A 22,401-nucleotide genomic window follows, 5' to 3' on the forward strand; every position below is an offset into this window, starting at 1 on the left:
TATCTTCTTGAAATTCTGTTTGGGTCGATCGCTTTTCACTCGCTGACTCCTGTCGTGGAATGTGGTTCCCGTTGGCGCCGCCCCCGCAGCTCCAGCCCCTCGATCACGGCCGCCAGGGTGCGGTGCAGGGGGACGGGGACCCCCTCGAGGTCCCCGTATTCGGCGATCCGCCGGACCAGGAACTCGTTCTCGGTCCTGCGGCCCTTCTCGATGTCGGCCAGCATCGACGGCCGGTGAGGCCCGATGTGGCGGTGAAACTCCCGCACCTGCTCCGCGAAGCCGGGGCCGAAGTCGAAGCCGCGGGCGGCGGCGACCGCGATCGACTCCTCGAGCAGCCCGTCCGCCAGCCGCTCCGTCGGGCCGAACCGCATGATCTCCTGCATGTCGAGCCCGGTCACGGCCGACACCGCCATGATGCAGGTGTTGAAGACGGTCTTGCGCCAGGCGTGCCGCTGGATCTCCCCCGTCGCCTCGGTCTGGAGGCCGGAGGAGGTCAGCAGTGCCGCCGCGTCCCGGCAGGCGGCCTCGGCGGCCGGGTCGAGCCACCCCAGGTAGTTGGGGGGGTTCGAAAAGCTCTCCCTGATTTCGCCGGGCGCCGGGAGCACCCCCGCGTAATGGACGACGCCGCGCAGGACCCGCTCCCGCCCGAGGCGCTGGGCCATCACCGCTTCGGTGTCGATGCCGTTCTGGAAGGAGACGAAGACGGCGCCCGAACCGCCAAGAACGGGGCCGACGGCGTCGAGGACCTCCCCGAGGTCCGAGGCCTTGGTGCAGACGAAGACCAGTTCCGGGACCCGCTCCTCCAGCTCCCGGACCGAGGCGCACACCCGCGCCGGCCGGATCCGGTCCTCCCCCCGCCCGGTGATGCGGAGCCCCTCCGCCCGGATACGGTCGCGGTGCTCCTTCCAGACGTCCACCACGGCGACGGAGTGGCCGGCCGAGATCAAATGCGCCGCCAATATGCCGCCGATCGGTCCGGCGCCGACCACGGCAAGGTTTCTGGACATCATGAAGTCGATCCTAGACCGATGCCGTCGGCATCGGTAGCGAAAACCATATGCAGCCGGCCGCGGGCTGTCAAGTCAAAAGCGGGATCCCGTTTCAGGACAGCACCCCCGCGGTGCGCAACCGGGCGATCTCCTCCGGGCCGTAGCCCAGGTCGAGCAGGATCTCGTCGGTATGCTCCCCCAGCCCGGGCGCCTGCCGGCGCCACGAGGCCGGGGTGTCGCTGAAATCCCAGGGGAAGCCGACCTGGCGGCTCCTCCCCAGCTTCGGGTGGTCCACCTCGATGACGTACCCGTTGGCCAGCGCCTGCGGGTCGGCCGTCACCTCCGTGAGGGTCTGGACCGGGGTCGCGATGCACCCCTCCGCTCCGAGGCGCCGCATCCACTCCTCCCGCGTCCGGGAGGCGAAGCGTTCGTCCAGGACCCGGATCAGCTCCCGGGAGTTTTCGCCCCGGGCCTCCATCGTGTCGAAGCGCGGGTCGTGCTCGAGGTGGGGGATCTCCAGGGCCCTGCAGAACGCCGGCCAGTAGCGGTCGGGCTGCAGGTGGGCCACGACGATCCACCGCTCGTCCCGGCAGCGGTAGTGGTTGTACATGGGGTTGCCCGCCGCCTCCCGGCTGTCGCGCGGGTACTCCTTCCCCAGCATCGCCGGCGCGTCGATCATGAGCCCGGCGAGATTGATGATGCTGCCCATCAGGGAGGTGTCCACCACCTGCCCCTTCCCGGTCCTTTCCCGGGCCAGGAGCGCGGCGGTGACGCCCCAGGCCAGCATGAGGCCGCCCATTTCGTCCCCCATCCCCGGGAGAAACTGCCCCGGGGGGCTCCCCATCTCCCCGGCGCACATCATCAGGCCGCTGCGGGCGATGCCGGTGTAGTCGAACGACAGCTCCCGGGCGTCGGGCCCCTTGCGTCCCCAGCCCGAGGCGTGGGCGTACACGAGGCGGGGGTTGCGCGCGAGCAGCTCCTCGGGGCCGAAGCCGATCCGGGCCGGCGCGTCGATGCTCATGTTGGTCAGGAAAACGTCCGCCCGGTCGATCAGGTCGAGGAAGATCTCCTTCCCTTCCGCCGCCTTCAGGTCGATCGCGATGCTGCGCTTGTTGCGGTTGTGGCTCTCGAAGTAGAAGTTGTGCCCCTCGAGGCCGACCGTGGCGCCGATCAGGCGCATGAAGTGCCGCCCCGGGTCCCCCTCCTTCGGTTCCACCTTGACGACGTCGGCCCCCAGGTCCCCGAGCCGCGTGCCCGCGATCGGGCCCTGCTGGAACATCGTGATCTCCACCACCCGTACTCCGCTGAGCGGTCCCGCCATGCGCATCCTCCTTCGGAAAAGGGCCCTATCATACGACCGGAGGGGGAAGGGGTCAAGCCGGCGGCCGGGACCCCGGGGCCGGTTTTTCCCCGCCCTCCGCCCCGTCGGCGGCCCCGGGCGCCCCGAAATCCTCCGTCCCCTTCGGGTATTGCCCGCTCAGCTCGTCGCTGAGGGTCCCCTTCCAGAGCGGGACGCCGGCGTGGAAGGCGGCGCGCGCCAGCACGTGGGTGGCCACCGGCGCCGAGATCAGGAGAAAGACGATGGCGGCCACCGCCTTGGTGTAGCTGATCAGGTCGCCGAAATGCGCCGCGGCCCCCAGCATGATGCAGCTCACCCCGAGCGTGGCCGACTTGGCGCTGCAGTGCATGCGAAGGAAAAGGTCGGGGAAGCGGAGCACGCCGATCGCGGCGACCAGGGAGAAGAAGGCGCCCAGGGCCAGCAGGACCGCGCTCAGGACCTGTCCCATGGCAGCCCCCCCTTGGCGATGAAGCGCGCGAAGGCGACGGTCCCGAGGAACGCGATCAGGGCCAGCACCACGGCCAGGTCGAGAAAGCGCGCCTCGCGCGTCATGACGGCGTAGACCCCGATCAGCCCGATGACGATGGTGGCGACGAGGTCGAGCGCCACGGCCCGGTCGGGCAGGCTGGGGCCGCGCGCGAGCCGGATGAAGGCCAGGACGACGGCGACGACGAGGATGCCGGAGAGGATTTCAGTGAACACGGTCGGGGTTCCTTTCGCTTCCATGCATCAGCTCCAGGATCCGGCGCTCCAGGCCGTCCTGGATCGAACGGCGGACGGCCTCCGGGTCCGAGGCGTACATGGCGTGGATGTAGAGGAAGCGGTGGTCCTCGCTGACGTCCAGGGTCAGGCTCCCCGGGGTCAGCGAAATCAGGTTCGCGAGCAGCGCGATCTCCCCCTCCTCCCGGACGGCGAGGGGGAGGGCGATCACCCGCGGGCGCATGCGGTGGGCCGGGGTGAGCACGTCGACGGCCAGCCGCCCGTTCGCCAGGATGAGCTCCCAGAGGAAATACCCGGCGAACTCGAACAGGCGCGGCACGGTGTTGTAATAGCGCGAGGGCCCCAGCACCCCCCGGATCATCCACAGCATCAGGTAGCCCAGGACGAAGCCGATGGCCAGGTTCGGCGGGCTGAACACGCCCGTCAGGACGGCCCAGAGGAGCCCGAGCCCGATGTTGGCGAGAAAGAGCGTCATCGATTCCCTCCCCCCAGGACCGCCTCGATGTAACCGGCCGGCCGGGCCAGCTGCGCTCCCGCGCGCTCGGCGACGCCGAAGACCGGGCCCGCGGCCAGGCCGACGAGGACCGTGACGACCGCCAGGAGCGCGATGGGGACGAGGGGGGTCCGGATGCCGGCGCCCGCCGCGGCGGCCGCCCCCCCGCCGGCCTCCGGCGCCTTCTTCCAGAAGGCCTCGTTCCATATCTTGGTCATGGAATAGAGGGTCAGAAGCGACACGGCCAGGGACACGGCCACGATCAGGTAGCGGCCGTCGGCGACCCCCGCCTGGACCAGCCCCAGCTTGGCGAAGAAGCCCGACAGCGGGGGGACTCCCGCCAGGGAGAGCGCGGGCACGAGGAACAGCCCCGCCAGCAACGGCCGCGCGGCGTACAGCCCCCCGAGCTTCCCGAGCTCGAGGGTGCCGCCCAGGCGCTGGACCACCCCGCTGATCAGGAAGAGGTTGGTCTTCACGACGATGTGGTGGGCGATGTAGAAGACCGCGGCCGCCAGCCCCAGCGGGGTGCCGAGCCCCAGCCCCATGATCATGTACCCGATCTGGCTCACGATGTGGAACGAGAGGATGCGGCGGAACTCGTTCTGGGAGATCGCCCCGAACACCCCGGTCACCATGGTGAGCCCGGCGATGACGAGGATCAGCGTGTGGGTGTAGGCCGTGTCCCCGACGAAGATCAGGCTGAAGACCCGGATCAGCGCGTAGACCCCCACCTTGGTGAGCAACCCGGCGAACAGGGCCGAAATGGCGATGGGGGGGGTGTGGTAGGAGGCGGGGAGCCAGAAGAAGAGGGGGAAGGCGGCGGCCTTGATGCCGAAGGCGATCAGGAAGAGCATCGGGAGCATCCGCAGCACCCCCACCGGCTGGGAGGCGGAGGCCTGGGCGAACTTGCCGGCGAGATCGGCCATGTTCAGCGTCCCGGCCAGCCCGTAGAGGATCCCCAGCGCCACCAGGAAGAGGGTGGAGGAGAGGAGGTTCAGGGTCACGTACTTGACCGCCCCGTCGGTCCGCCGCCGCCCGCCCCCCAGCGCCATCAGCACGAAGGAGGAGACGAGCATGACCTCGAACCACACGTAGAGGTTGAACAGGTCTCCGGTAAGGAAGGCGCCCGAGACCCCCATGAGGAGAAAGTGGTAGAGCGGGTGGTAGCCGAAGTTCTCGAGGATCGGGTCGATGCTGGCGAGCGAGTAGAGGGCCACGGTGAACCCGACCAGCCCGGCGACCAGGACCATGACGGCGCTGAAGAGGTCCGCCACGAAGGTGATCCCGAAGGGGGCGGGCCAGCCCCCGATCTGGCTGGAGAGGATCCCCCGCCCCGACACCTCCGCGAAGAGCGCGACGCCGGCCGCGACGAGGCCGGCCGCCCCCGCGAGCGACAGGCCCCGCTGCAACCGCCGCCGCCGCCACGCCAGGAGCGTGAGGATGCCGGTCGACATCGGGATCATCACGGGGAGCACCAGCAGGAGATCCTTCATGAGCGCTCCGTCTCCCCGATCCGGTCCAGGTCGTCGGTCCCCGTCGTCCGGAGGGCCCGGTAGGCGAGCGCCACGGCGAAAGAGGTCACCCCGAAGCTGATCACGATCGCGGTGAGGATGAAGGCCTGCGGCAGCGGGTCGGCGTAAGGCGGGATGAGGGAGTGCCCCCCCTCCGGCACGATGGGGATCCGGGCGCGGACCAGCTGGGCGGCGTCGAAGATCAGCAGGTTGACCGACTGGGTCAGCAGCGCCAGGCCGATCAGCAGCTTGACCACGCTGCGCCGGAGCATCATGTAGATCCCCGCGGCGAACAGCCCCCCGATGACGAATGCCATGACGACGGCCACCCCTACTCCTCCTCCAGGACGAAAATGATGGTCAGCACCACCCCGATGACCGAGAGGTAGACCCCGAAATCGAACAGGAGCGGGGTGCCGACCGGCCACACGCCGTAGCCGCCCAGGTCGAGGGCGCCCCAGCGCCCGGTCAGAAACGGCCGCCCGGCAAACAGGCCGACGGCCCCGCTCACCAGGATGGTGCCGAGCCCGGCGGCGATCAGGTCCAGGGGGTCCACCCGCAGCGCCCGCCGCGCCGCCGCGGCGCCGTAGACGATGGCGAACAGGGCCCAGGCCGAGGCCGCCACCAGCCCGCCGGAGAACCCCCCGCCCGGCAGGTTGTGCCCGCGCACCAGCAAAAAGATCGAAAACATCAGCAGCAGCGGCATCAGCACCCTGACGGCCACCCGCAGAATCAGCGACGTCATCGGCCCGCACCCCCGCTCTTCACGGTCCCTTCCTCTTGAGTTTGATCAGCGCCAGCACCCCGATGGCCGCGATCCCCAGCACCGTGGCCTCGCCGAGGGTGTCCAGGCCGCGGAAGTCGACCAGGATGACGTTGACGATGTTGCGGCCGTGGGCCTCGCCGACGGCCGTCTGCACGTAATAGTCCGAAATCGGGTGGTGCAGCTGCATCCCGGTGGCCACCAGCACCAGGGCCGTGACGAGCCCCCCCCCCAGGAGCGCCACGACGGCGTCCCGCCCCCGCGCGCGGCGCGAACTGAGCCTCGGGAAGTTCGGCAGCCGGTAGAACGCCAGCACGAACAGGAGCACCGTGAGCGACTCGATCAGAAACTGCGTCATGGCCAGGTCGGGGGCGCCGTAGCGCAGGTAGATGGTCGCCACCGCGTACCCCGCCGCCCCCATGGCCGCGACGGCGCCCAGGAGCGAGCGCGACCGCACCGCCAGCCCGGCGGAGAGAAGGATCACCGCCGCGATCCCGATTTCCCCGAAGCGCAGGTCGTAGTCGATGTCGGGCCAGTGGACCCCCTGAAAGAGCAGGAGGGGGGTCGCCGCCAGCCCCACCAGGGTCAGCACGATGATGACGAGGTAGTTGCGCAGCCGCCCGCTCTGCAGCCCGCGCGTGAGCCCCCCCGCGGCCGCGAGGGTGGCGCCGAGGAGCGCTTCGTAGGCCGCTTCCGGCCCCCGACGCCACGTCATCCGGGCGACCCACTCCCGGACGCGGGCGCGCAGGGCGTAGAGCCCGGCGCCGGCGGCCAGGGTCGCCAGGCTGAGGCCGAAGGCGGGCCCGAACCCGTGCCAGAGCTTGAGCTCCATCCCCGGCGCTCCCGCCGCGGCGGCCGCGGCCCCGAGCAGCCCCGCCGCCGCGCCCGGCCACAGGCCCAGGAGGAGGCCGCACCCCGCCAGGGCCCAGACCCCCGCCCACATCCGGGGGGGGGCCTCGTGCGCCGCGGCCGGCGTCCCCCCCCGGAAGGGGCCGTACCCGGCCACGGCGGCCACGAAAAAGAAGCCGAGCCCCCCCGCCACGACCGCGGCGGCGACGCCGGGGCCGTGCTGGAGCCCCGCCTCGTAGGCCATCTCCTTGCCGATGGCGCCCAGGAGGGGGAGCACCCCCGCCATCGAGAGCGCGGCCGCTCCCGCCCCGAGCGCCGTGCGCGGCATGGGAGCGCCAAGCCCGCCCAGGACCCGGACATCGCGCGTCCCCGCCCCGTGGTCGACCGACCCGGCGGACAGGAAGAGGGCCCCTTTATAGAGCGCGTGCGCCGTCACGAAAACGACCGCGGCCCCGAGCGACGCCGGCGTCCCCAGCCCGATCAGCAGCGTCATCATCCCCAGGGCGCTCACGGTGGAGTACGCCAGGAGCCGCTTCAGGTCGGTCTGACCGAGCGCCAGGAACGCCCCGAGGAGGAGGGTGACCAGCCCCGCGCCCCCCGCCACCCAGGTCCAGACGGCGTTCCCCCCCAGGAGCGGGTGGAGGCGCAGCAGGAGGTAGATCCCGGCCTTGACCATCGCCGCCGAATGCAGGTAGGCGCTCACGGGCGCCGGGGCCGCCATGGCGCTCGGGAGCCAGAAGTGGAAGGGGAACTGCGCCGACTTGGTGAAGGCCCCGAGGAGGACCAGGACCAGGGCGGGGACGAAGACCGGTTCCGCCTGGATCGCCTCGCGCCGGGCGATGAGGGTGGAGATCTCGAAGCTCCCCCCCGCGATCCCCAGCAGCACCACCCCGCCCAGGAGGCAGAGCCCCCCCGCCACCGTCACCACCAGCGCCTGGAGGGCGGCCGCGCGCGAACGCGCCTCCTCGTGGTCGAACCCGATGAGGATGTAGGAGCTGACGCTCGTGATTTCCCAGAAGATGTACAGGAGCAGGAGGTTGTCGCTGAGCACCACCCCCAGCATGGCGGCCATGAATACCAGCAGCCACCCGTAGAAGCGCCCCAGCCGCGCGTCCCCCCCGAAATAGCCGGAGGAGTAGACCGCGACCACGGCGCCGACGCCGCTGACGATCAGGGCGAACAGGAGTCCCAGCCCGTCCGCCGTAAAGGAGAGGTTGAGCCCGAGGGAGGGGGCCCAGGGGAGGACGCGCGGCCCCGCGGGTCCGGAGCGCGCCAGGGAGAGGTAGTACAGCGCGAGCGCGGCCGGCACCAGGGCGATCCAGGCCGCCGCCCGGGGCCCGAACCGGCGCACGAACGCGGGAGCCGCGCCCGCCGCCCCGAATCCGGCCAGTATCGACGCCGCCAGCATCAGCGCCGGCATCAGGATTTCGTTTCCCGGGAAAAGGCGCGGATGATGTCGCTCCGCGTCAGAACGCCCCTGAACCCGCCCCCCGCGCCGTCGATCACCGGGAGGTGGGCGCAGCCGTACTCAGCCATGACCCGGATGGCGTGTCGGATGTTGTGGTGCCGTTTCACGCTGACGGCGCAGGGGACCATGATGTCGGCGGCGACGCTTTTCGCGGCGATTTCGGCGTACACCTCCGGAAGCCGGTCGGGCTTCACCGGTTCCCTGAAAAGGGAGGGGTAGGAGACGTCGGCCCTCGGGAGCCGCTCCTGCTTGATGAACAGGTCGCTCTCGGTGATCAGGCCCTCCAGCCCCCCTTCGTCGTCGGTGACCGCCACGCAGCCCGCGCCCCCGGCGAGGAGCTTTTCGATCACCTCGGCCACCGGGGCGTCCCGCCGCACGCGCGGCGTGTCCCCCTTCATGATCTCTCCGACCCGGGTGCCGCCGGCGAGGTAATCGGGCTGGGGAATGGTGGTCTCGGCTTCGTCCACCATGGCGTAGAGGTTGAGCAGCGGCGTGAGGGCCCCCTTGGCCCCGAGCGTGAGGGCCCAGGCCAGGACCAGGGCCGCCGCCACCGGGATCCCGCCGAGGTCCGTCTCCCTGGGCCACACGAGAAGGGCCGGGAGCAGGAGCAGCCCGAGGGGGAGGAGGCTCCCCCGGTAGGACATCCTCCCGCCGAAGCGGCTCCCGCCGAAGCGGCGGCCCAGCGCGATCCCCAAAAACCCGATCCCGATCCCCAGGACGCACTCCGCCAGCAGCTGCGGCGTCAACGGGACATGGACCTGCCAGCCGGTGTAAGCCAGCACCGCCACCGCCCCGATGAAGACGGGGCGCGCGTCGAGCGGCTGCGGCCGCACGACGCCGTCCGGGAAGAGCCCCCGCCTGGAGCCGTAGGCCACGTAGACGCAGATGCCCAGCGCGGCCGCCGCGACCCCGGAGAGCCCGAACAGCGCCCCCAGCCCGTAGGCGACGTAGGCCTGGACCGGGCCGGCGGCCAGCCGCCAGCCGGACTCCGCCCGCACCCGGGCCAGGTGGACGAACAGGTACCCGCACAGCGCCCCCAGGGCCGCCCCCCCCACGAGGCCGAGGAGGTAGCGCCCGGGCGCCTCGACGAAGGGGGCGATCTCGGCCAGCAGGAAGCAGAGGGCGAGCGTCCCCACCTGTCCCAGGTGGCTGGCCGGGGCGGGGGCCTCCTCCGTCCCCCGCCAGAGGATGCTGGCGGCCAGCACGCCGAAAAGGAGGGCGGCCGACATCCGCATCCCGGAGACCGCCGCGAGCATGAAACCGATGGCGGCCGCGATGAAGAGCCAGACGGCGATTTCGGCGCGGCTGATGGGCCAGCGGGCGTTGGCGAGCCGGTGGGCCGACTGCCACAGCAGGAGCGGGATCAGGGCCGCCGCCAGCCACGCGGCGGGAAAACCGAGGGGAACCGCGGGAGCGACGAGGGCCAGCAGCACGGCCGCGGCCACCCCCAGCTTCGCCCAGACGCTCATGCGGGGCCTGGCGTGGAGCAGGCCCGCAAGCAACAGCAGCATCAGGATTCTCTGCTCAAGCTCAAACATGGGCCGCGTCCTTTCCGGAGTCTTCTCATGTCGATGTTGGGCAACAACGTCCTGACCGGCGCCCCGCCTCGGCGGGCGCAGATGGTTTTAACTTAGCATCGCCGCGGGGTGAATGCAAAAAAAGCGGGGGGGAGCGGCCCGTGGCGGCGCTAGCGCCCCATGCGGGCGGCCTTGGCCAGGATGTCGGGCCGCGCCTCCTCCATCATTTCGCGGAAGGCGTCGTACCGCATCGTCCGCTCCTCGAACGTCCGCTTCCCGAGCGCGCCCAGAAAGCGCGTCTCGAACTCCCGGGCGTTGGAGCCGTAGATGTGGTAGCTGTCGGCCATGTGGCAGTAGCGCCCCACCCCCAGCGGCTCCCCCGAAAGACGCGCGATCCGCTCCGCCATCCGCCTCTGCAGCTCGACCAGGGCGAAGATGTTCATGAAGGCGGCCCGGTAGGCGTCGTTGGAGCGGAAGCGCGCGTTCATGCTCAGCCGGCGCCCCCCCTCCCCCTCCGTGACGCGGCACCAGAGGCTCTGCAGGCAGGGGGGGTCGAAGCAGTCGTTGTCGGCGCCCACCCGCCAGGTGACGGCCTGCGCCCTCCGGGTGTAGGGGACTTCCGCCAGGGCGCGGCACATCGCCTCGACCTGGTCGACCGGCCCGCCCGGGGGGGTTTCGTAGGCGAAGAGGCGCTGGTGGTAGGTGTAGTCCCAGCGCGTGTCCGCGGGGTCGGCGGGGTCGCGGACCAGGTGGTCCTTGATCCCCTCGCACACCTCCATCACGTATTCCTGCAGCTCCACCGGGCCGCCGGGAAAGTCCTTGTGGATCATCGGCTCGGCGAGCGGGTCCCGGATCGTGAGGATCATCGTGCAGTCCCGGCTCGCCGCGTCCCCCTCCCGGTCGTACTGGGTGCGGACCACCGCCCCGTCCCGGTGGAGCGCGACGAGCGACTCCTCCCACCCGCGCGCGATCGAGTCGGCCTCCACGTGCAGCACCGGTATTCCGTTCATGTCCCCCCCCGTTCTCGAACCTTTCTTATAGCATGCTTCGGGCAAAAAAGGATCCCCTCCGCGCGGGCGCGATCGTGCTAGACTTAGCCTTTGACGAGCCCGCAGGGCTCCGGAGCTTCCGGCCGATGAAGGGAAAGGAACCGACGACAGAACCGGTCGTGCGCACCGATACGCCGTGGGCGGTCCGGTCCGACACGCTCCTCGGGCGTACCCTGCCCCCCCGGGTCATGGAACACGCCGTCGGGCGCCTCTGCTGGATCTGCCTCCTCTGCGCCGTCCTGGCGACCCTTTCGATCCTCTTCCAGAGCTGGATCCAGCCGGAGTTCGTCGACGTCTTCCGCCACCCCGCGGTCTCCGCCGTCTGGGCCGTCGTCCTCCTGTCCAGCGCCGCCCTCGGGATGATCCGGCGCTTCGGCCTCCTCCCGCCCGCGAAGCTCCTGACCCTCGGGCTCGGTTTCGAGGTCCTCGTCGCCTTCGCCATCGCCTTTTCCGAGACCTCCCTCCCGCTCGACCTGGACGCGCCGGTGCTCGGGGTCTCCAAGGTGGCGCTCTGGATCGCCGCGGTGGGGTTCCTGATCCCGAACCGCCCCGGGGTCAAGCTGACGACGGCCCTCGTCTCCGCCTCGATGTGGCCCCTCGCCTATTTCATGAACCTGCAGCTGTACGGGTTCGACCCGCTCCCCCCCAACCGGCTGCTCGCCTGGGTCCACGTCCCCTACCTGATGGCGCTGGTGACCTACGCCCTGGCGCGCCGGATGGTCGTGATGGAGAGCGCGGCGGAGCGGGCGCGCGAACTCGGCTCCTACAACCTCGTCTCCCTGATCGGCTCCGGCGGCATGGGGGAGGTGTGGCGCGCCGAGCACCGGATGCTGGCGCGCGACGCCGCCATCAAGCTGATCCGCAAGGACCTGGTGGCCGGCCGGGGCGGGCCCTGGCCCGACGTCACCCGCCGGCGCTTCAAGCGCGAGGCCCAGGCGATCGCGTCGCTCGGCTCCCCCCACACCGTGTACCTCTTCGATTTCGGCGTGGCCGAGGACGGCTCCTTTTACTATGTCATGGAACTGCTCGACGGCATCAGCCTGCAGCTGATGGTGGAACGGTTCGGCCCGCAGCCCGCCGCCCGCGTGGTGCACCTCCTCGGGCAGGTGTGCGAATCGCTCGAGGAGGCGCACCGGCGCGGCCTGGTCCACAGGGACATCAAGCCGAGCAACATCTTCGCCTGCAGCGTCGGCATCGAATACGACTTCGCCAAGGTGCTCGACTTCGGCCTGGTGAAGAACGTGTCGCACCGGGACACGCTCCACCTGACGACGGAAGGGACCTCGGCGGGGACCCCCACCTACATGGCGCCCGAAATCGCCCTGGGGGAGGAGGCGCTCGACGGGCGGGCCGACCTCTACGGGCTGGGGTGCGTGGCCTACTTCCTGCTGACGGGGAGTCCCGTCTTCGAGGAGAAGACGCCCACCGCGACCGCCCTCGCCCACGTGCAGAAGACCCCGCTCCCCCCTTCCCGGCGCAGCGAACTCCCGGTCCCCGAGGCCCTCGACCGCATCATCCTCCGGTGCCTGGAAAAAAAGCCGGAGGACCGCCCCCGCTCCGCCCTGGAGCTGCGGCGCGCGCTCGGGGAGTGCGGCGCCGGGACCTGGACCCAGGAGCGGGCGGCCGAATGGTGGGACACCTACCTGCCGGCGTCCTCCGCCCACCGGGCGGCGCGCCGGGCGCGGCCGGCCCCGCCCGATTCCCAAACCTAGCCGGGGGACGCCACCGTGCCGGAAAGAAGGATGACCCTCATCGCCATGGCGGGTGCGGCCCTGATGGTGGCGCACCAGGTGGCCGGAAAGGCGGTGCGCGACTCCTTCTTCCTCTCGCACCACCCCGCGTCCGACCTGCCCCGGGTGGTGATCGCGGCGGCCGCGGTCTCGATCCTCCTCGTCCTCGTCTCCGCGCGCCTGATGGGGCGCTTCGGCCCGGCCCGGACGGTCCCGGCGGGGTTCCTGCTGAGCGCCCTGCTCCACGCCCTCGAGTACGCGTACATGGACGGCTCCCCGGGGCGCTGGTCGGTTATCATCTACTTTCACATCGTCGCCCTGGGGGCGATCCTCCTCTCCGGCTTCTGGTCCCTGATGGCCGAGTCGTTCGACCCGCCGAGCGCCCGGCGCCTGTTCGGGCGCATCACCGGCTTCGGCACCCTGGGAGGCATCTCGGGGGGGCTCCTGGCCGAGCGCCTGGCGACCCTCTCGGCCCCCGCGGACGTCCTGCTCCTGCTGGCGGCGCTGCACCTCGCGGCGGCCGCGGTCCTCGCGGGGGCCCCCCGGGGCGCCCCCGCGCGCCCGGCGGAGGGCCGGACCGCCCCCCTCCGCCCGGTGGCCCTCTTCCGCCGCGCCCCCTACCTGGCCCTCATCGCCATGACGGTGCTGGCCGGCACGTCATCGGCCGCCATCCTGGACTACCTTTTCAAGGCGGGGGCGAGCGCCGCCTTCGGCGGGGGCGCCGGGCTGCTGCGCTTTTTCGCGCTCTTTTACATCTCCACCCAGGTCCTCACCTTCGGCGCGCAGACCTTCCTGGCCCGCCGGGCGCTCGCGCGCCTGGGGATCGGGCGCACGATGTCGGCCCTCCCCTTCGGGGTGGGGGCGGGCGCCCTGGCCGCCCTGATGCTCCCGGTCTTTCCCGTCTTCGCGCTGGCCCGCTCCCTGGAGTTCGTCCTGCGCGGATCGCTCTACCGTTCCGCCTACGAACTGCTCTACACCCCGGTGCCGCCCGAGGAGAAGCGGGCGGCGAAGACCCTCGTCGACGTGGCCTTCGACCGCGCCGGCGACGCCCTGGGGGGCGGACTGGTGCAGCTGGTGCTCTGGATCGGGGCCGCCTACATGACCTCGGAGCTGCTGGGCATCACCCTGGCGCTGGCCGCGGCCGGCATCTGGATCTCGCTCGGCCTGGACGGCGCCTACACCCGCCTGATCCAGAGGCGGCTCCTCGACCACGCGGTGCAGCTCGACCTCGACGAGATCCCCGACTCGACCACCCGCAGCGTTTTCGTCAGCGTCCCCCGGCCGGGGCCGGCGCCGGCGACGCCCGCCCCCCCCCGCCGGCCGGCGCCCCCACGGCCGCCGGCGGAGATCGACGACACCGTCAGGACCCTGGCCGAACTCCGCTCCGGGGACCGTGACCGGGTCCTCGCCGCCATCGCCGGCCTCGGGCGCGTCACCGCGCTCGAGGCCGCGCAGCTGGTGCGCCTGCTGGCCTGGGACGAGGTGAGCGAGGCGGCGCGCGCGGCCCTCGGCCGGGACCCCGGGCCGATAACCGGGCTGCTCGTGGACCAGCTGACCCACCCCGCCGTCCCCTTCGGCATCCGGCGCCGCATCCCCCCCGTCCTGATCGGCGGCGAGGCGCGCCTGGCCGTCCCGGGCCTCCTCGCCGGGCTCGAGGACGAACGCTTCGAGGTGCGCTTCCGCTGCGCGCGCGCCCTGGACGCGGTGCGGATGCGCCACCCGGAGGTCCCGGTACCGCCCGAGACCGTCTTCGCCGCCGTCGAGCGGGAACTGGCCGTGGCCGAGCCGGTCTGGAACTCGCGCCGTCTGCTCGACCAGCGCGCCGAGACCGACCAGGAGGCCTTCCTCGACGAAGTCCTCCAGAGGCGCGCCGACCGGAGCCTGGAACACGTCTTTTCCCTCTTCGCCGCGGTGTTGCCGCGCGAACCGGTCAAGATCGCCTTCCGGGCGCTGCACACGGAGAACCCCGCGCTCCGCGGCCTGGCGGCCGAGTACCTGGACAGCGTCCTTCCCGCCGGAATCCGCCGGCGGCTCTGGGACCTGGTGCAGCCGGGGAAAGAGCCGAAAGGGGAGGGGGCCGCGCCCGGAGGGGAGGCGCTCGACCGGCTGCTCGAGTCGCACCAGTCGCTCCTGCTCGAGATCGACCGGGCCCGCCCGCCGGAGAAGGAGGAATAGCGCCCGCGGGCTACCAGGTGCGCTCCACCCCGACGACGTCCAGCCTCTCCCCCTCTTTTCTCAGGTAGACCGAGACCTCCTGGCCCGGCCGCCCGGCGGCCCCGAGGACGGCGCGCAGGTAGCCGTCCCCCGGCACCGGGGGGACGTCCGGGCCCGCGGCGCCCGGGAGCGGCGTGCCCCGCTCCGCGGCGTTGTCGAACCTCTCCCAGCGGACGCTCACCTCGAGGGGCGGGCCGAGGCCCGCGGAGGCCGCCACGTCCTCCCACCGGAGCCGGCCGCCGCTCACACCGAACCGGTCGAGCGGCAGCACCCTGGCGAAGGCCGCCACGCCGATCTTGTCCCTCCGCTCCATGAGGCAGCGGGCGATCCACTCCGCCGCCCGGGGGTCGCTGTAGCGCGCCGTCTCCACGATGGCCGCGATATCGTCGTCGCGGAGGCGGACGATCTGCTTCGCCATCCAGAATTCGTCGTCGGGGAGCCGGTTCAGGAACGCGGGGTTGGGGTACTCGGGCACCCAGCGGTCGGGGTCGAACAGGGCGCTTTCGAACCGCCCGACGGCCTCGAGGGGGGGGTAGCGCGCGCGCGCCCAGGGGGGGACCGCCAGCCCCAGGGTCAGGAGCTGCGTGGCGGCCGAGCGCCAGCCGAACAGGTATTCGCCGCCCGAGCGCGGGCTGTTGACCTTGTCGCTCCCGCTCCCCAGGGTCGACCCGAAATCGAGCTGGTAGTGCCGGATGTATTTCCCCCGGGGGCCGTCGACCAGCACGTCGACCGTGTTGATGGAGCGGCTGTCGTCGTGGTTGACCAGGGCGCAGGCCAGGTGCATGGCGCGCAGGTCGCGCCGGTGCTCGTGCGGCACGGTGTCGTTCGGATCGTCGGAGCGGGTGCCGTAGTAGCGGTAGGGGCCGAGGGTCTTCCCCGGCAGGGCCAGGCTGGCGGTCGCGCGGTAGCGGCCGTCGGCGCATCGGTGGACGCGCATGAGGATTTCCGAGAGGTCGCGCGGCGTCATCGGGTGCTTGCGCCCGAGCCGGTCCTCGATGCGGACCTCCTCCCCGAGTTCCAGGATATCCGGTCGGAAATAAACCACGTAGTTGTCGGGCACGTGGTACCCCAGGGCGTGGAAGATCTTGGAGGCGATCTGGTCCGCCCCGGTGGCCATCTCCGGGTTCGACGGCGGGTCGAACTTGATGAAATAGCGGCGCCCGAGCCGGTCGAGGATCACGAACCCCGGGGTGATCCCCTCGGTCTTGGCCGAAACCACCGTCCAGGGGCCGTCCATCGCCGGGGGGGAGCCCCCCCCCGGACCGCGCCGGAGCTCGTCGGCCGTCATCCGCCGGTAGTAGTGGCGCCGCTCCCACCACGCCCCCTCCATCGGCTCCCCGAGGGTGTTGACCCCCATCGCCCCGATCTCCCCCCCGGCGGGCTGCCGTTCCCCCGGCGTGGCCAGGGTGTGCGTCAGGATGTCGTAATAATCGCTCAACTTGCGCGACCGGGCGTCCTCCACCGGCAGCGGCGCCGGCTCCCGCACGAGCGGGTCGTCCCCGTAGAATTTCACGCACACCCCCTCCCCGGGGAGGAGGGCCATGAGGATCAGGATCGCCGGGAGTCTCTTCACACCCACCTCAGTAGAGCGGTTGCCGGGTGCCGGCGCCGAACAGGCGCGGCAGAAACGCGTCGTTGAACTTCAGCCAGACCACCGCCCCCTCCTCGCTGACCCCGATGTCGATCCGGGTGAAGGTCCGGTTCCGGGCGTTGAAGCGGAAGCCGATGCCGCCGGAGGTCCGCAGCCCCGAAAGGCCCCAGTGCCCCCACGAGGGCATCGTCTTGCCCGCGTCGAAGAAGAGGGCGCCGTCCAGGCCCGAGAAGATCTCCCAGCGGTACTCGGCGTTGTAGACGATGGCGTTCGGCCCCGTGAAGCGGTAGGGGCGGAAACCCCTCAGGTCGTCCGACCCGCCGAGGGAGGGCTGGAGGTAAAAGGGCACCCGCTGCCCGTCGCCGGGGTTGGTCAGGGTCGCGCGCGCGCGCAGGGCGAAGCGGCGGCTCCGGTTGAAGAAGGGGAGGTACTGCTGCACGTCGACGTCCCAGCGCCCGAAGCCGTAGGCGCCGAGCGACCGGTCCCGGTGCCAGGTGTACTCCGTGACGTAGTTCCCCCCCGCCTTGGGCCCCTCGGGGTCGTCCCGGTAATCGAACTGGCCGAAGACGCTCGACAGAAAGTAGTCCGGCTGCCGGTCGAGGCCGGGGGCGGAAGCCTCCCCGAAGACCTCTTCGATGCTGCGGATGTCCTCCCCGCCGCCGATGTCGTCCCCCTCCCCGGGGCCGATGTCGGGCCAGAGGGCGCCCAGGCTCCCCCCGAGGCGGAAACGGCGCGCGGGGCGCCAGCCCGCCCTCAGTTCCAGGCTGGTGTCCCGGAGCCGGTAGGCGGTGCGGTCGCCGCGCGAGGCGCGGGCGCCCAGGCCGTAAAACTCGAGCGCCCGGTAGTCCCTCCGGATCGCCTCCGCCTCGACGACGAGGCGGCCCCCGGCCAGGCGGGGGGCGGCCACGCTCGCCTGGTACTTCTGCCACAGGTGGGTGGAAAGGGAGGCCGAGGCCTCGACCCGCAGCCGCCCGTCGGCGAGGTCGCGCCGGGAAAACCTCGGCCCCGCGGCGAACCCGCTCCCCGTGGCCAGGCCCCCCATCTGGAAGCGCAACCCGTTGTAGCCGGCAGCCAGCCGCTCGAGCACCTTGCGTTCCTTGAACTGGAGCGCGATATCCTCTATCCGGGAGACGGTTTCCGGCCGGAGCGCGCGGGCCTTCACTTCCCGCTCCGCCGCGATCTCCCCCGCCCTTGTCTGCGCCGGCGCGTCCCGGCCCGGGGCGCCGAGGGCCGCGGGGGCGAGGATCGGGGCGCCGAGGATCAGGGCACACAGGACGGCTGCGGGCGGTCGGAGCTTCATCGGCATTCGGGCGTCTCGAGCCTGAGGCGGAAAGTGATGGGATAATGGTCGCTGGCCTCGACCTCCCGGTGCACCCGCGCGCGTTCCACCTCCACGGGTCCGCGGACAAAAACCCAGTCGAGCGCCTGCCCGCGCCGGGTGGTGACCTCCCCCCCGGCCGCGGCCCGGAACCCCGCGTCGAGGAGGGCCCGGACGACGGGGGAGTCCTCCTCGCGGGTATTGAGGTCGCCCGCGACGAGGATGGGGGTTCCGGCGGGGTGGCGCCCCAGGTCGGCCAGCACCTCCTCCATCTCGCGGAGCCTGAGCGTTTCCTCCCCCCGGCTTTCCAGGTGGACGTTGTAGACCACGAGGCGGCGCCCCCCTTCCCCCAGCTGCAGGGCCAGGGCGTTACGCCCCCCCCGCCGCCGCTGCATGAAGGCCCAGTTGGGCAGGTACCAGCGGGGGCGCCAGAAGTCGCTCTGCGCGCGGAAGCGGAGGATGCGGGCGGAGGAGACGGGGAGGCGCGTCAGCACCGCCTGCCCGTGCCAGGCCGGACGACGGCTGGACCCCTGCCCCAGTTCCTCGAACTCGGGGGCGAAAAGGTACTGCACCCCCAGCCTGGAGGCGAGGGTGCCGGCCACGTCCACGCGGCCGGAGCGGGAGGCGTCGAGATCGACCTCCTGCAGCAGGGCGAGCGCCGGACGGTGCTCCTCGAGGAAGCCCGCGACGCCCGGCAGGTTCTCCCCCCGTTCGATGTTCCAGCTGACCGCGTCCAGCGCACACTCCATCCCCCCCTCGGGGGGCGGCCCGCCGCGCCCGATCCTCTCGAGCGGGTCGCCGTCGGAGGCCGGGGCGACGGCGGATGCGGCCAGCAGGACCAGCAGCGGTTTCCAGTGTCTCATGACTCCCTATTATGCCGCCATCGGGGGCGGGAGCGAACCGGAATCTGCGGGAAGGGGGCGCGCTGCACGAACCCTTGACATTGTGCGCTTTAAAGGTTATTTATTGTGACTTATATCTCTCGTGATCGTGGGATGTGGACCTTTGCCGTTGCCTCAAAGCCCGAACCGGTTTCATAAACGCAGGCCCCAGTCTGTCCCATACCCGAACGCACTCATAGTTTTAGAAATATTCGGTCCCACCCCCGTCTACCGGGGGTCCGGACCTAATTCAGGAGGAATGAATGTCAGACGTTAACGAAACGCAGCCCTCAACTGAAAACGCTTCCCCCGCGGAAGCCGGTTCCAGGGAGGAAGAGGCCTCTTTCGAGTCTCTCCTGGCTGCGTATGAAGGAAAGACCCAGACCTTTTCGGAAGGGGAGGTCATCAGGGGCAAGGTCATCGCCGTGACCGGAAGCAGCGTCATCGTCGATGTCGGGTTCAAGTCCGAGGGCATCATCCCGGCCGAGCAGTTCCTGAACGAGCGCGGCGAGGTGGCGGTCCAGACGGGGGACGTCGTCGACGTTTTCCTCGAGCAGACCGAGGACTCCCGCGGCCACGTCGTGCTGTCGCGCGAAAAGGCCGAGCGGATGAAGATCTGGGACGAGATCGAGCGCGCCTACCGCGAGGGGAGCGTCGTCAAGGGACGCGTGATCGAACGGATCAAGGGCGGGCTGGCGGTGGATATCGGCGTCCGCGCCTTCCTCCCCGGTTCGCAGATCGACGTGCGCCCCGTGCGCAACCTCGACAGCCTCCGGGGCGAAGAGTTCGAGATGCGGGTGATCAAGGTCAACAAGAAGCGGGGGAACATCGTGCTGTCCCGCAAGGCCGTCCTCGAGGAATCGATGAAGGAGGAAAAGGCCAAGACCCTGGAGATCCTTGAAAACGGCAAGATCATGGACGGGGTGGTCAAGAACATCACCGACTACGGCGCCTTCATCGACCTGGGGGGCGTGGACGGTCTGCTCCATATCACCGACATGTCGTGGGGCCGCGTCAACCACCCCTCCGAGCTCTTCAACGTGGGGGACAAGGTCCAGGTCAAGGTGATCAAGTTCACCCGCGAGGACGGCCGCGTGTCGCTCGGCTACAAGCAGCTGTCCGAAGACCCCTGGATGGCGGCCGACATGCGCTACCCCAAGAACATGCGCGTGACCGGCAAGGTCGTCAGCCTGACCGACTACGGCGCCTTCATCGAGCTGGAACCGGGGGTGGAGGGGCTGATCCACATCTCGGAAATGACCTGGAACAAGAGGGTGAAGCACCCCTCCAAGATCCTCAACGTGGGGGACCCGGTCGAGGCCGTGGTGCTGGACATCGACGTGGAATCCCGCCGTATCTCCCTGGGGCTGAAGCAGACCGAGCCGAACCCCTGGGACGTGATCGAGACCCGTTACGCCCCGGGGACCGTCATCACCGGAAAGGTGCGCAACATCACCGATTTCGGCGCCTTCATCGAGGTGGAGGAGGGGATCGACGGCCTGGTGCACGTCTCGGACATCTCCTGGACCAAGCGGGTCAAGCACCCCTCGGAGGTGCTGAAAAAGGGGGATGACGTCCAGGCGGTGATCCTCAGCATCGACGCCCCCAACCAGAAGCTCTCCCTCGGGATCAAGCAGCTGGAGCCCGACCACTGGGAGGACTGGTTCGCCCGCCACAAGGTGGGAGACCCCGTGCAGGGGCGCGTGGTCCGGATGACCAATTTCGGCGCCTTCGTGGAGCTGGAAGAGGGGATCGAGGGTCTCTGCCACGTTTCCGAGCTGGACGAGAAGCACGTGGAAAAACCGACGGAGTTCCTCAACATCGGCCAGGAAATCGAGATGCGCGTCATCAAGCTGAACCTTCAGGAAAAGAAGATCGGTTTGAGCCTGAAGGCGATGAAAGAGGACGAACCGCGGGTGGAGTTCTCCTCCTACATGGCCTCCGCCGATTCGGGGAACGCCTCGATGGGCGAGCGCCTGGGCGAGCAGCTTCAGCGTTTCAGGAAAACGGAACCCGAAGCGGAACCCGAGACGGAACCCGAGACGGAATAACATTCCGCGGACCTTGAGATTGTGGAGATGGCACAGAAACGATCCAACCTGCTGCTCTGGATTATCCTGGGGGGGGGAGCCCTGTTCTTCTTCGTCCTCTGCCTCCTGGCCCTGGCCGTGGTTTTCACGGACGGGGCCCCCTCCCGCTTCTCCCTTTCCTCGAAACAGCTGGCCGCCCTCGAGCTGACCGGGACGATCTCCGATTCCACGGAATTCGTCGAACAGCTCGAGGATTACGGCAACCGCCCGGGGGTCCGGGGGGTGGTGGTCCGCATCGACAGCCCCGGGGGGGGAGTCGCGGCGACCCAGGAGATTTACGAGGCGATCCTCAAATTCCGGGAGGATTCGGGCAAGAAGGTGGTGGTCAGCATGGCGTCCGTGGCCGCCTCCGGCGGGTACTACATCGCCTGCGCCTCCGACCGGATCTTCGCCAACCGGGGGACCATCACGGGCAGCATCGGCGTGATCGCCCAGTGGTACAACTACGGCGAACTGCTGCGCTGGGCCAGGATGCAGGACATCGTCATCAAGAGCGGGAGCCTGAAGGACGCCGGCAGCGGTTCCCGGCCGCTGACGGAGGAGGAAGAGGCCTACTTCCAGGCGCTGATCGACAACATGTACGGGCAGTTCGTCGCCGATGTCGCCAGGGGGCGCGGCCTGCCGGAGGAGGAGGTCCGCGCCCTTGCCGACGGCCGGGTCTACACCGGGCAGGAAGCCAGGGACAACCGCCTGATCGACGAGATCGGGACCTACCAGGACGCGATCGACGCCGCGGCCAGGATGGCGGGGATCAGCGGTCCCCCGAAGCTCCTGAAACCCGTCCGGAAGAAATTTTCCGTTCTCGACGTCGTCCTGGGGGACGCGAAGGCCGCCCTCCCTTTCGACGCGAACCGTTCACAGTCGCACATCCGATTTGAATATCTCTGGAGATAGAGCGCCATGACCAAGGCAGAATTAGTCGAAGAAGTCGCCAATGAATCGGAACTGACCAAAAAAGACGCCGAGGTGATCGTTCAGACGGTTCTCGACAGCATCACGGAATCGCTGCAGCGGGGAGAAAAGGTGGAACTGCGCGGCTTCGGCTCCTTCCGGATCCGCAACCGCTCCTCGCGCCAGGGGCGCAACCCCAAAACCGGTTCGGGCGTCAGCGTCCCGGCCAAGAAGGTGCCCTACTTCAAGCCCGGCAAGGAAATAAAGGACCTCGTAAACCAGTAATGGACCGGTTCTGGACCCCCTGGCGCTTCGACTACATCCGCGGCGCCGAGTCCGCCCCCTCCTGCGTTTTCTGCGGGATCCTGGGCGAACGCCGCGACGCCGAAAACCTGGTGCTTTACCGCGGCCGCGCGGCCTTCGTGCTGCTGAACCTGTTCCCCTACACCTCCGGCCACCTCCTCGTGGTGGCCAACCGCCACATCCGGCTCCTGGGCGACACCCTCCCCGAAGAGCTCCACGAGATCATCGACCTCGGCCGCCGCTGCGAGCGGGCGCTCCAGGCCGAATACCGTCCCGAGGGGTACAACCTCGGCTTCAACCTCGGCCGCTCCGCCGGGGCCGGCGTCGAAAACCACCTCCACATGCACGTCCTTCCCCGCTGGACAGGTGATTCGAATTTTGTTTCGGTTGTGGGCGAGACCCGCGTCCTGCCTGAAGAATTGCCCCGGACCTACGAACGTCTGCTCCCCCACTTCGCGGCCTGCTGAACCGTTTCAGCCCGTTATTACTGTGATTTTCGTCATACCCCCCGCCCTCCCGGCCGACGGACGGAGTTCCTTTCCGTCCCGTTTTTCCCTCCCCCCCCTCCCCCCGCCTTGCCCCGCCCGGGCGTCAGGCGGCGCCGCCGTCCGCGCGCCTTTTTTTTTTATAATTTCTTATAAAACTTCTGATAGGACTTTATATTTATTCAATAATTTTTTTATCC

20 protein-coding genes are annotated in these 22,401 nt (G+C 70.0%); 6 read left to right on the top strand and 14 right to left on the bottom strand.

From position 1 onward, the window contains the following. Positions 1-35: 35 nt before the first annotated feature. From GXY47_05485 to GXY47_05535, 11 genes are all read right to left on the bottom strand, one after another. Positions 36-1,010: a 2-dehydropantoate 2-reductase gene (locus tag GXY47_05485; GenBank protein ID NLV30591.1), complete on the bottom strand. Its 975-nt coding sequence runs from the start codon at positions 1,008-1,010 to the stop codon at positions 36-38. A gap of 91 nt (positions 1,011-1,101) precedes the next feature. Continuing rightward, the gene (locus tag GXY47_05490; protein ID NLV30592.1) at positions 1,102-2,310 is read right to left on the bottom strand and encodes a CoA transferase; all 1,209 of its coding nucleotides are present in this window, start codon (positions 2,308-2,310) and stop codon (positions 1,102-1,104) included. Positions 2,311-2,362: 52 nt separating this feature from the next. Beyond that, positions 2,363-2,776, bottom strand: coding sequence for a monovalent cation/H(+) antiporter subunit G (locus tag GXY47_05495; GenBank protein ID NLV30593.1), 414 nt, complete (start codon positions 2,774-2,776; stop codon positions 2,363-2,365). Next, positions 2,761-3,054 (bottom strand): cation:proton antiporter, encoded by a 294-nt coding sequence (locus GXY47_05500; GenBank protein ID NLV30594.1) that lies wholly within the window; start codon positions 3,052-3,054, stop codon positions 2,761-2,763. The genes GXY47_05495 and GXY47_05500 overlap by 16 nt, the downstream gene beginning before the upstream one ends. Continuing rightward, positions 3,020-3,523, bottom strand: coding sequence for a Na+/H+ antiporter subunit E (locus GXY47_05505; protein ID NLV30595.1), 504 nt, complete (start codon positions 3,521-3,523; stop codon positions 3,020-3,022). The genes GXY47_05500 and GXY47_05505 overlap by 35 nt, the downstream gene beginning before the upstream one ends. Then, positions 3,520-5,034 carry a Na+/H+ antiporter subunit D gene (locus GXY47_05510; protein ID NLV30596.1) on the bottom strand — a complete coding sequence of 505 codons (1,515 nt, stop codon included), beginning with the start codon at positions 5,032-5,034 and terminating at the stop codon, positions 3,520-3,522. The genes GXY47_05505 and GXY47_05510 overlap by 4 nt, the downstream gene beginning before the upstream one ends. Next, the gene (locus tag GXY47_05515) at positions 5,031-5,369 is read right to left on the bottom strand and encodes a cation:proton antiporter (GenBank protein NLV30597.1); all 339 of its coding nucleotides are present in this window, start codon (positions 5,367-5,369) and stop codon (positions 5,031-5,033) included. Before GXY47_05515 ends, GXY47_05510 begins: the two co-directional genes overlap by 4 nt. Positions 5,370-5,383: 14 nt before the next feature. Beyond that, positions 5,384-5,797: a Na+/H+ antiporter subunit B gene (locus tag GXY47_05520; GenBank protein ID NLV30598.1), complete on the bottom strand. Its 414-nt coding sequence runs from the start codon at positions 5,795-5,797 to the stop codon at positions 5,384-5,386. A gap of 19 nt (positions 5,798-5,816) precedes the next feature. Continuing rightward, positions 5,817-8,069, bottom strand: a complete 2,253-nt coding sequence (locus GXY47_05525) for a DUF4040 domain-containing protein (GenBank protein NLV30599.1) — start codon at positions 8,067-8,069, stop codon at positions 5,817-5,819. Positions 8,070-8,083: 14 nt separating this feature from the next. Then, a complete protein-coding gene (locus GXY47_05530; protein ID NLV30600.1) occupies positions 8,084-9,670 on the bottom strand; it encodes a CBS domain-containing protein in 1,587 nt (528 codons plus the stop codon). A gap of 149 nt (positions 9,671-9,819) precedes the next feature. Then, positions 9,820-10,659, bottom strand: coding sequence for a hypothetical protein (locus GXY47_05535; GenBank protein ID NLV30601.1), 840 nt, complete (start codon positions 10,657-10,659; stop codon positions 9,820-9,822). 125 nt (positions 10,660-10,784) lie between these two features. Between GXY47_05535 and GXY47_05540 the strand changes: the two genes are divergently transcribed. Both GXY47_05540 and GXY47_05545 read left to right on the top strand, forming a co-directional pair. After that, positions 10,785-12,410, top strand: a complete 1,626-nt coding sequence (locus GXY47_05540) for a serine/threonine protein kinase (protein NLV30602.1) — start codon at positions 10,785-10,787, stop codon at positions 12,408-12,410. A 15-nt stretch (positions 12,411-12,425) separates the two neighbouring features. Next, on the top strand, positions 12,426-14,603 hold the full coding sequence (locus GXY47_05545) for a hypothetical protein (GenBank protein NLV30603.1): 2,178 nt from the start codon (positions 12,426-12,428) through the stop codon (positions 14,601-14,603). Positions 14,604-14,613: 10 nt separating this feature from the next. Here the strand turns inward: GXY47_05545 and GXY47_05550 are convergent, their stop codons facing one another. From GXY47_05550 to GXY47_05560, 3 genes are read right to left on the bottom strand one after another with little or no spacing between them, the layout of a single operon-like run. Next, positions 14,614-16,215 carry a hypothetical protein gene (locus GXY47_05550; GenBank protein NLV30604.1) on the bottom strand — a complete coding sequence of 534 codons (1,602 nt, stop codon included), beginning with the start codon at positions 16,213-16,215 and terminating at the stop codon, positions 14,614-14,616. Between the two features lie 7 nt (positions 16,216-16,222). Beyond that, positions 16,223-17,533, bottom strand: a complete 1,311-nt coding sequence (locus GXY47_05555; protein ID NLV30605.1) for a BamA/TamA family outer membrane protein — start codon at positions 17,531-17,533, stop codon at positions 16,223-16,225. After that, on the bottom strand, positions 17,530-18,414 hold the full coding sequence (locus tag GXY47_05560) for a hypothetical protein (GenBank protein NLV30606.1): 885 nt from the start codon (positions 18,412-18,414) through the stop codon (positions 17,530-17,532). Before GXY47_05560 ends, GXY47_05555 begins: the two co-directional genes overlap by 4 nt. A gap of 281 nt (positions 18,415-18,695) precedes the next feature. Here GXY47_05560 and GXY47_05565 point away from each other — a divergent pair, with 281 nt between their 5' ends. The 4 genes from GXY47_05565 to GXY47_05580 are packed head-to-tail and all read left to right on the top strand — an operon-like array spanning position 18,696 to position 22,183. Continuing rightward, positions 18,696-20,483, top strand: coding sequence for a 30S ribosomal protein S1 (locus tag GXY47_05565; GenBank protein NLV30607.1), 1,788 nt, complete (start codon positions 18,696-18,698; stop codon positions 20,481-20,483). Between the two features lie 27 nt (positions 20,484-20,510). After that, entirely contained in the window at positions 20,511-21,416 is a 906-nt protein-coding gene (sppA, locus tag GXY47_05570) for a signal peptide peptidase SppA (protein NLV30608.1), read from the top strand. 6 nt (positions 21,417-21,422) lie between these two features. Further along, positions 21,423-21,698 carry an integration host factor subunit beta gene (locus GXY47_05575; GenBank protein NLV30609.1) on the top strand — a complete coding sequence of 92 codons (276 nt, stop codon included), beginning with the start codon at positions 21,423-21,425 and terminating at the stop codon, positions 21,696-21,698. Continuing rightward, the gene (locus GXY47_05580; protein NLV30610.1) at positions 21,698-22,183 is read left to right on the top strand and encodes an HIT domain-containing protein; all 486 of its coding nucleotides are present in this window, start codon (positions 21,698-21,700) and stop codon (positions 22,181-22,183) included. The genes GXY47_05575 and GXY47_05580 overlap by 1 nt, the downstream gene beginning before the upstream one ends. Positions 22,184-22,401 lie beyond the last annotated feature (218 nt).

Source organism: Acidobacteriota bacterium, assembly GCA_012729555.1.
Lineage (GTDB): Bacteria > Acidobacteriota > UBA6911 > UBA6911 > UBA6911 > UBA6911.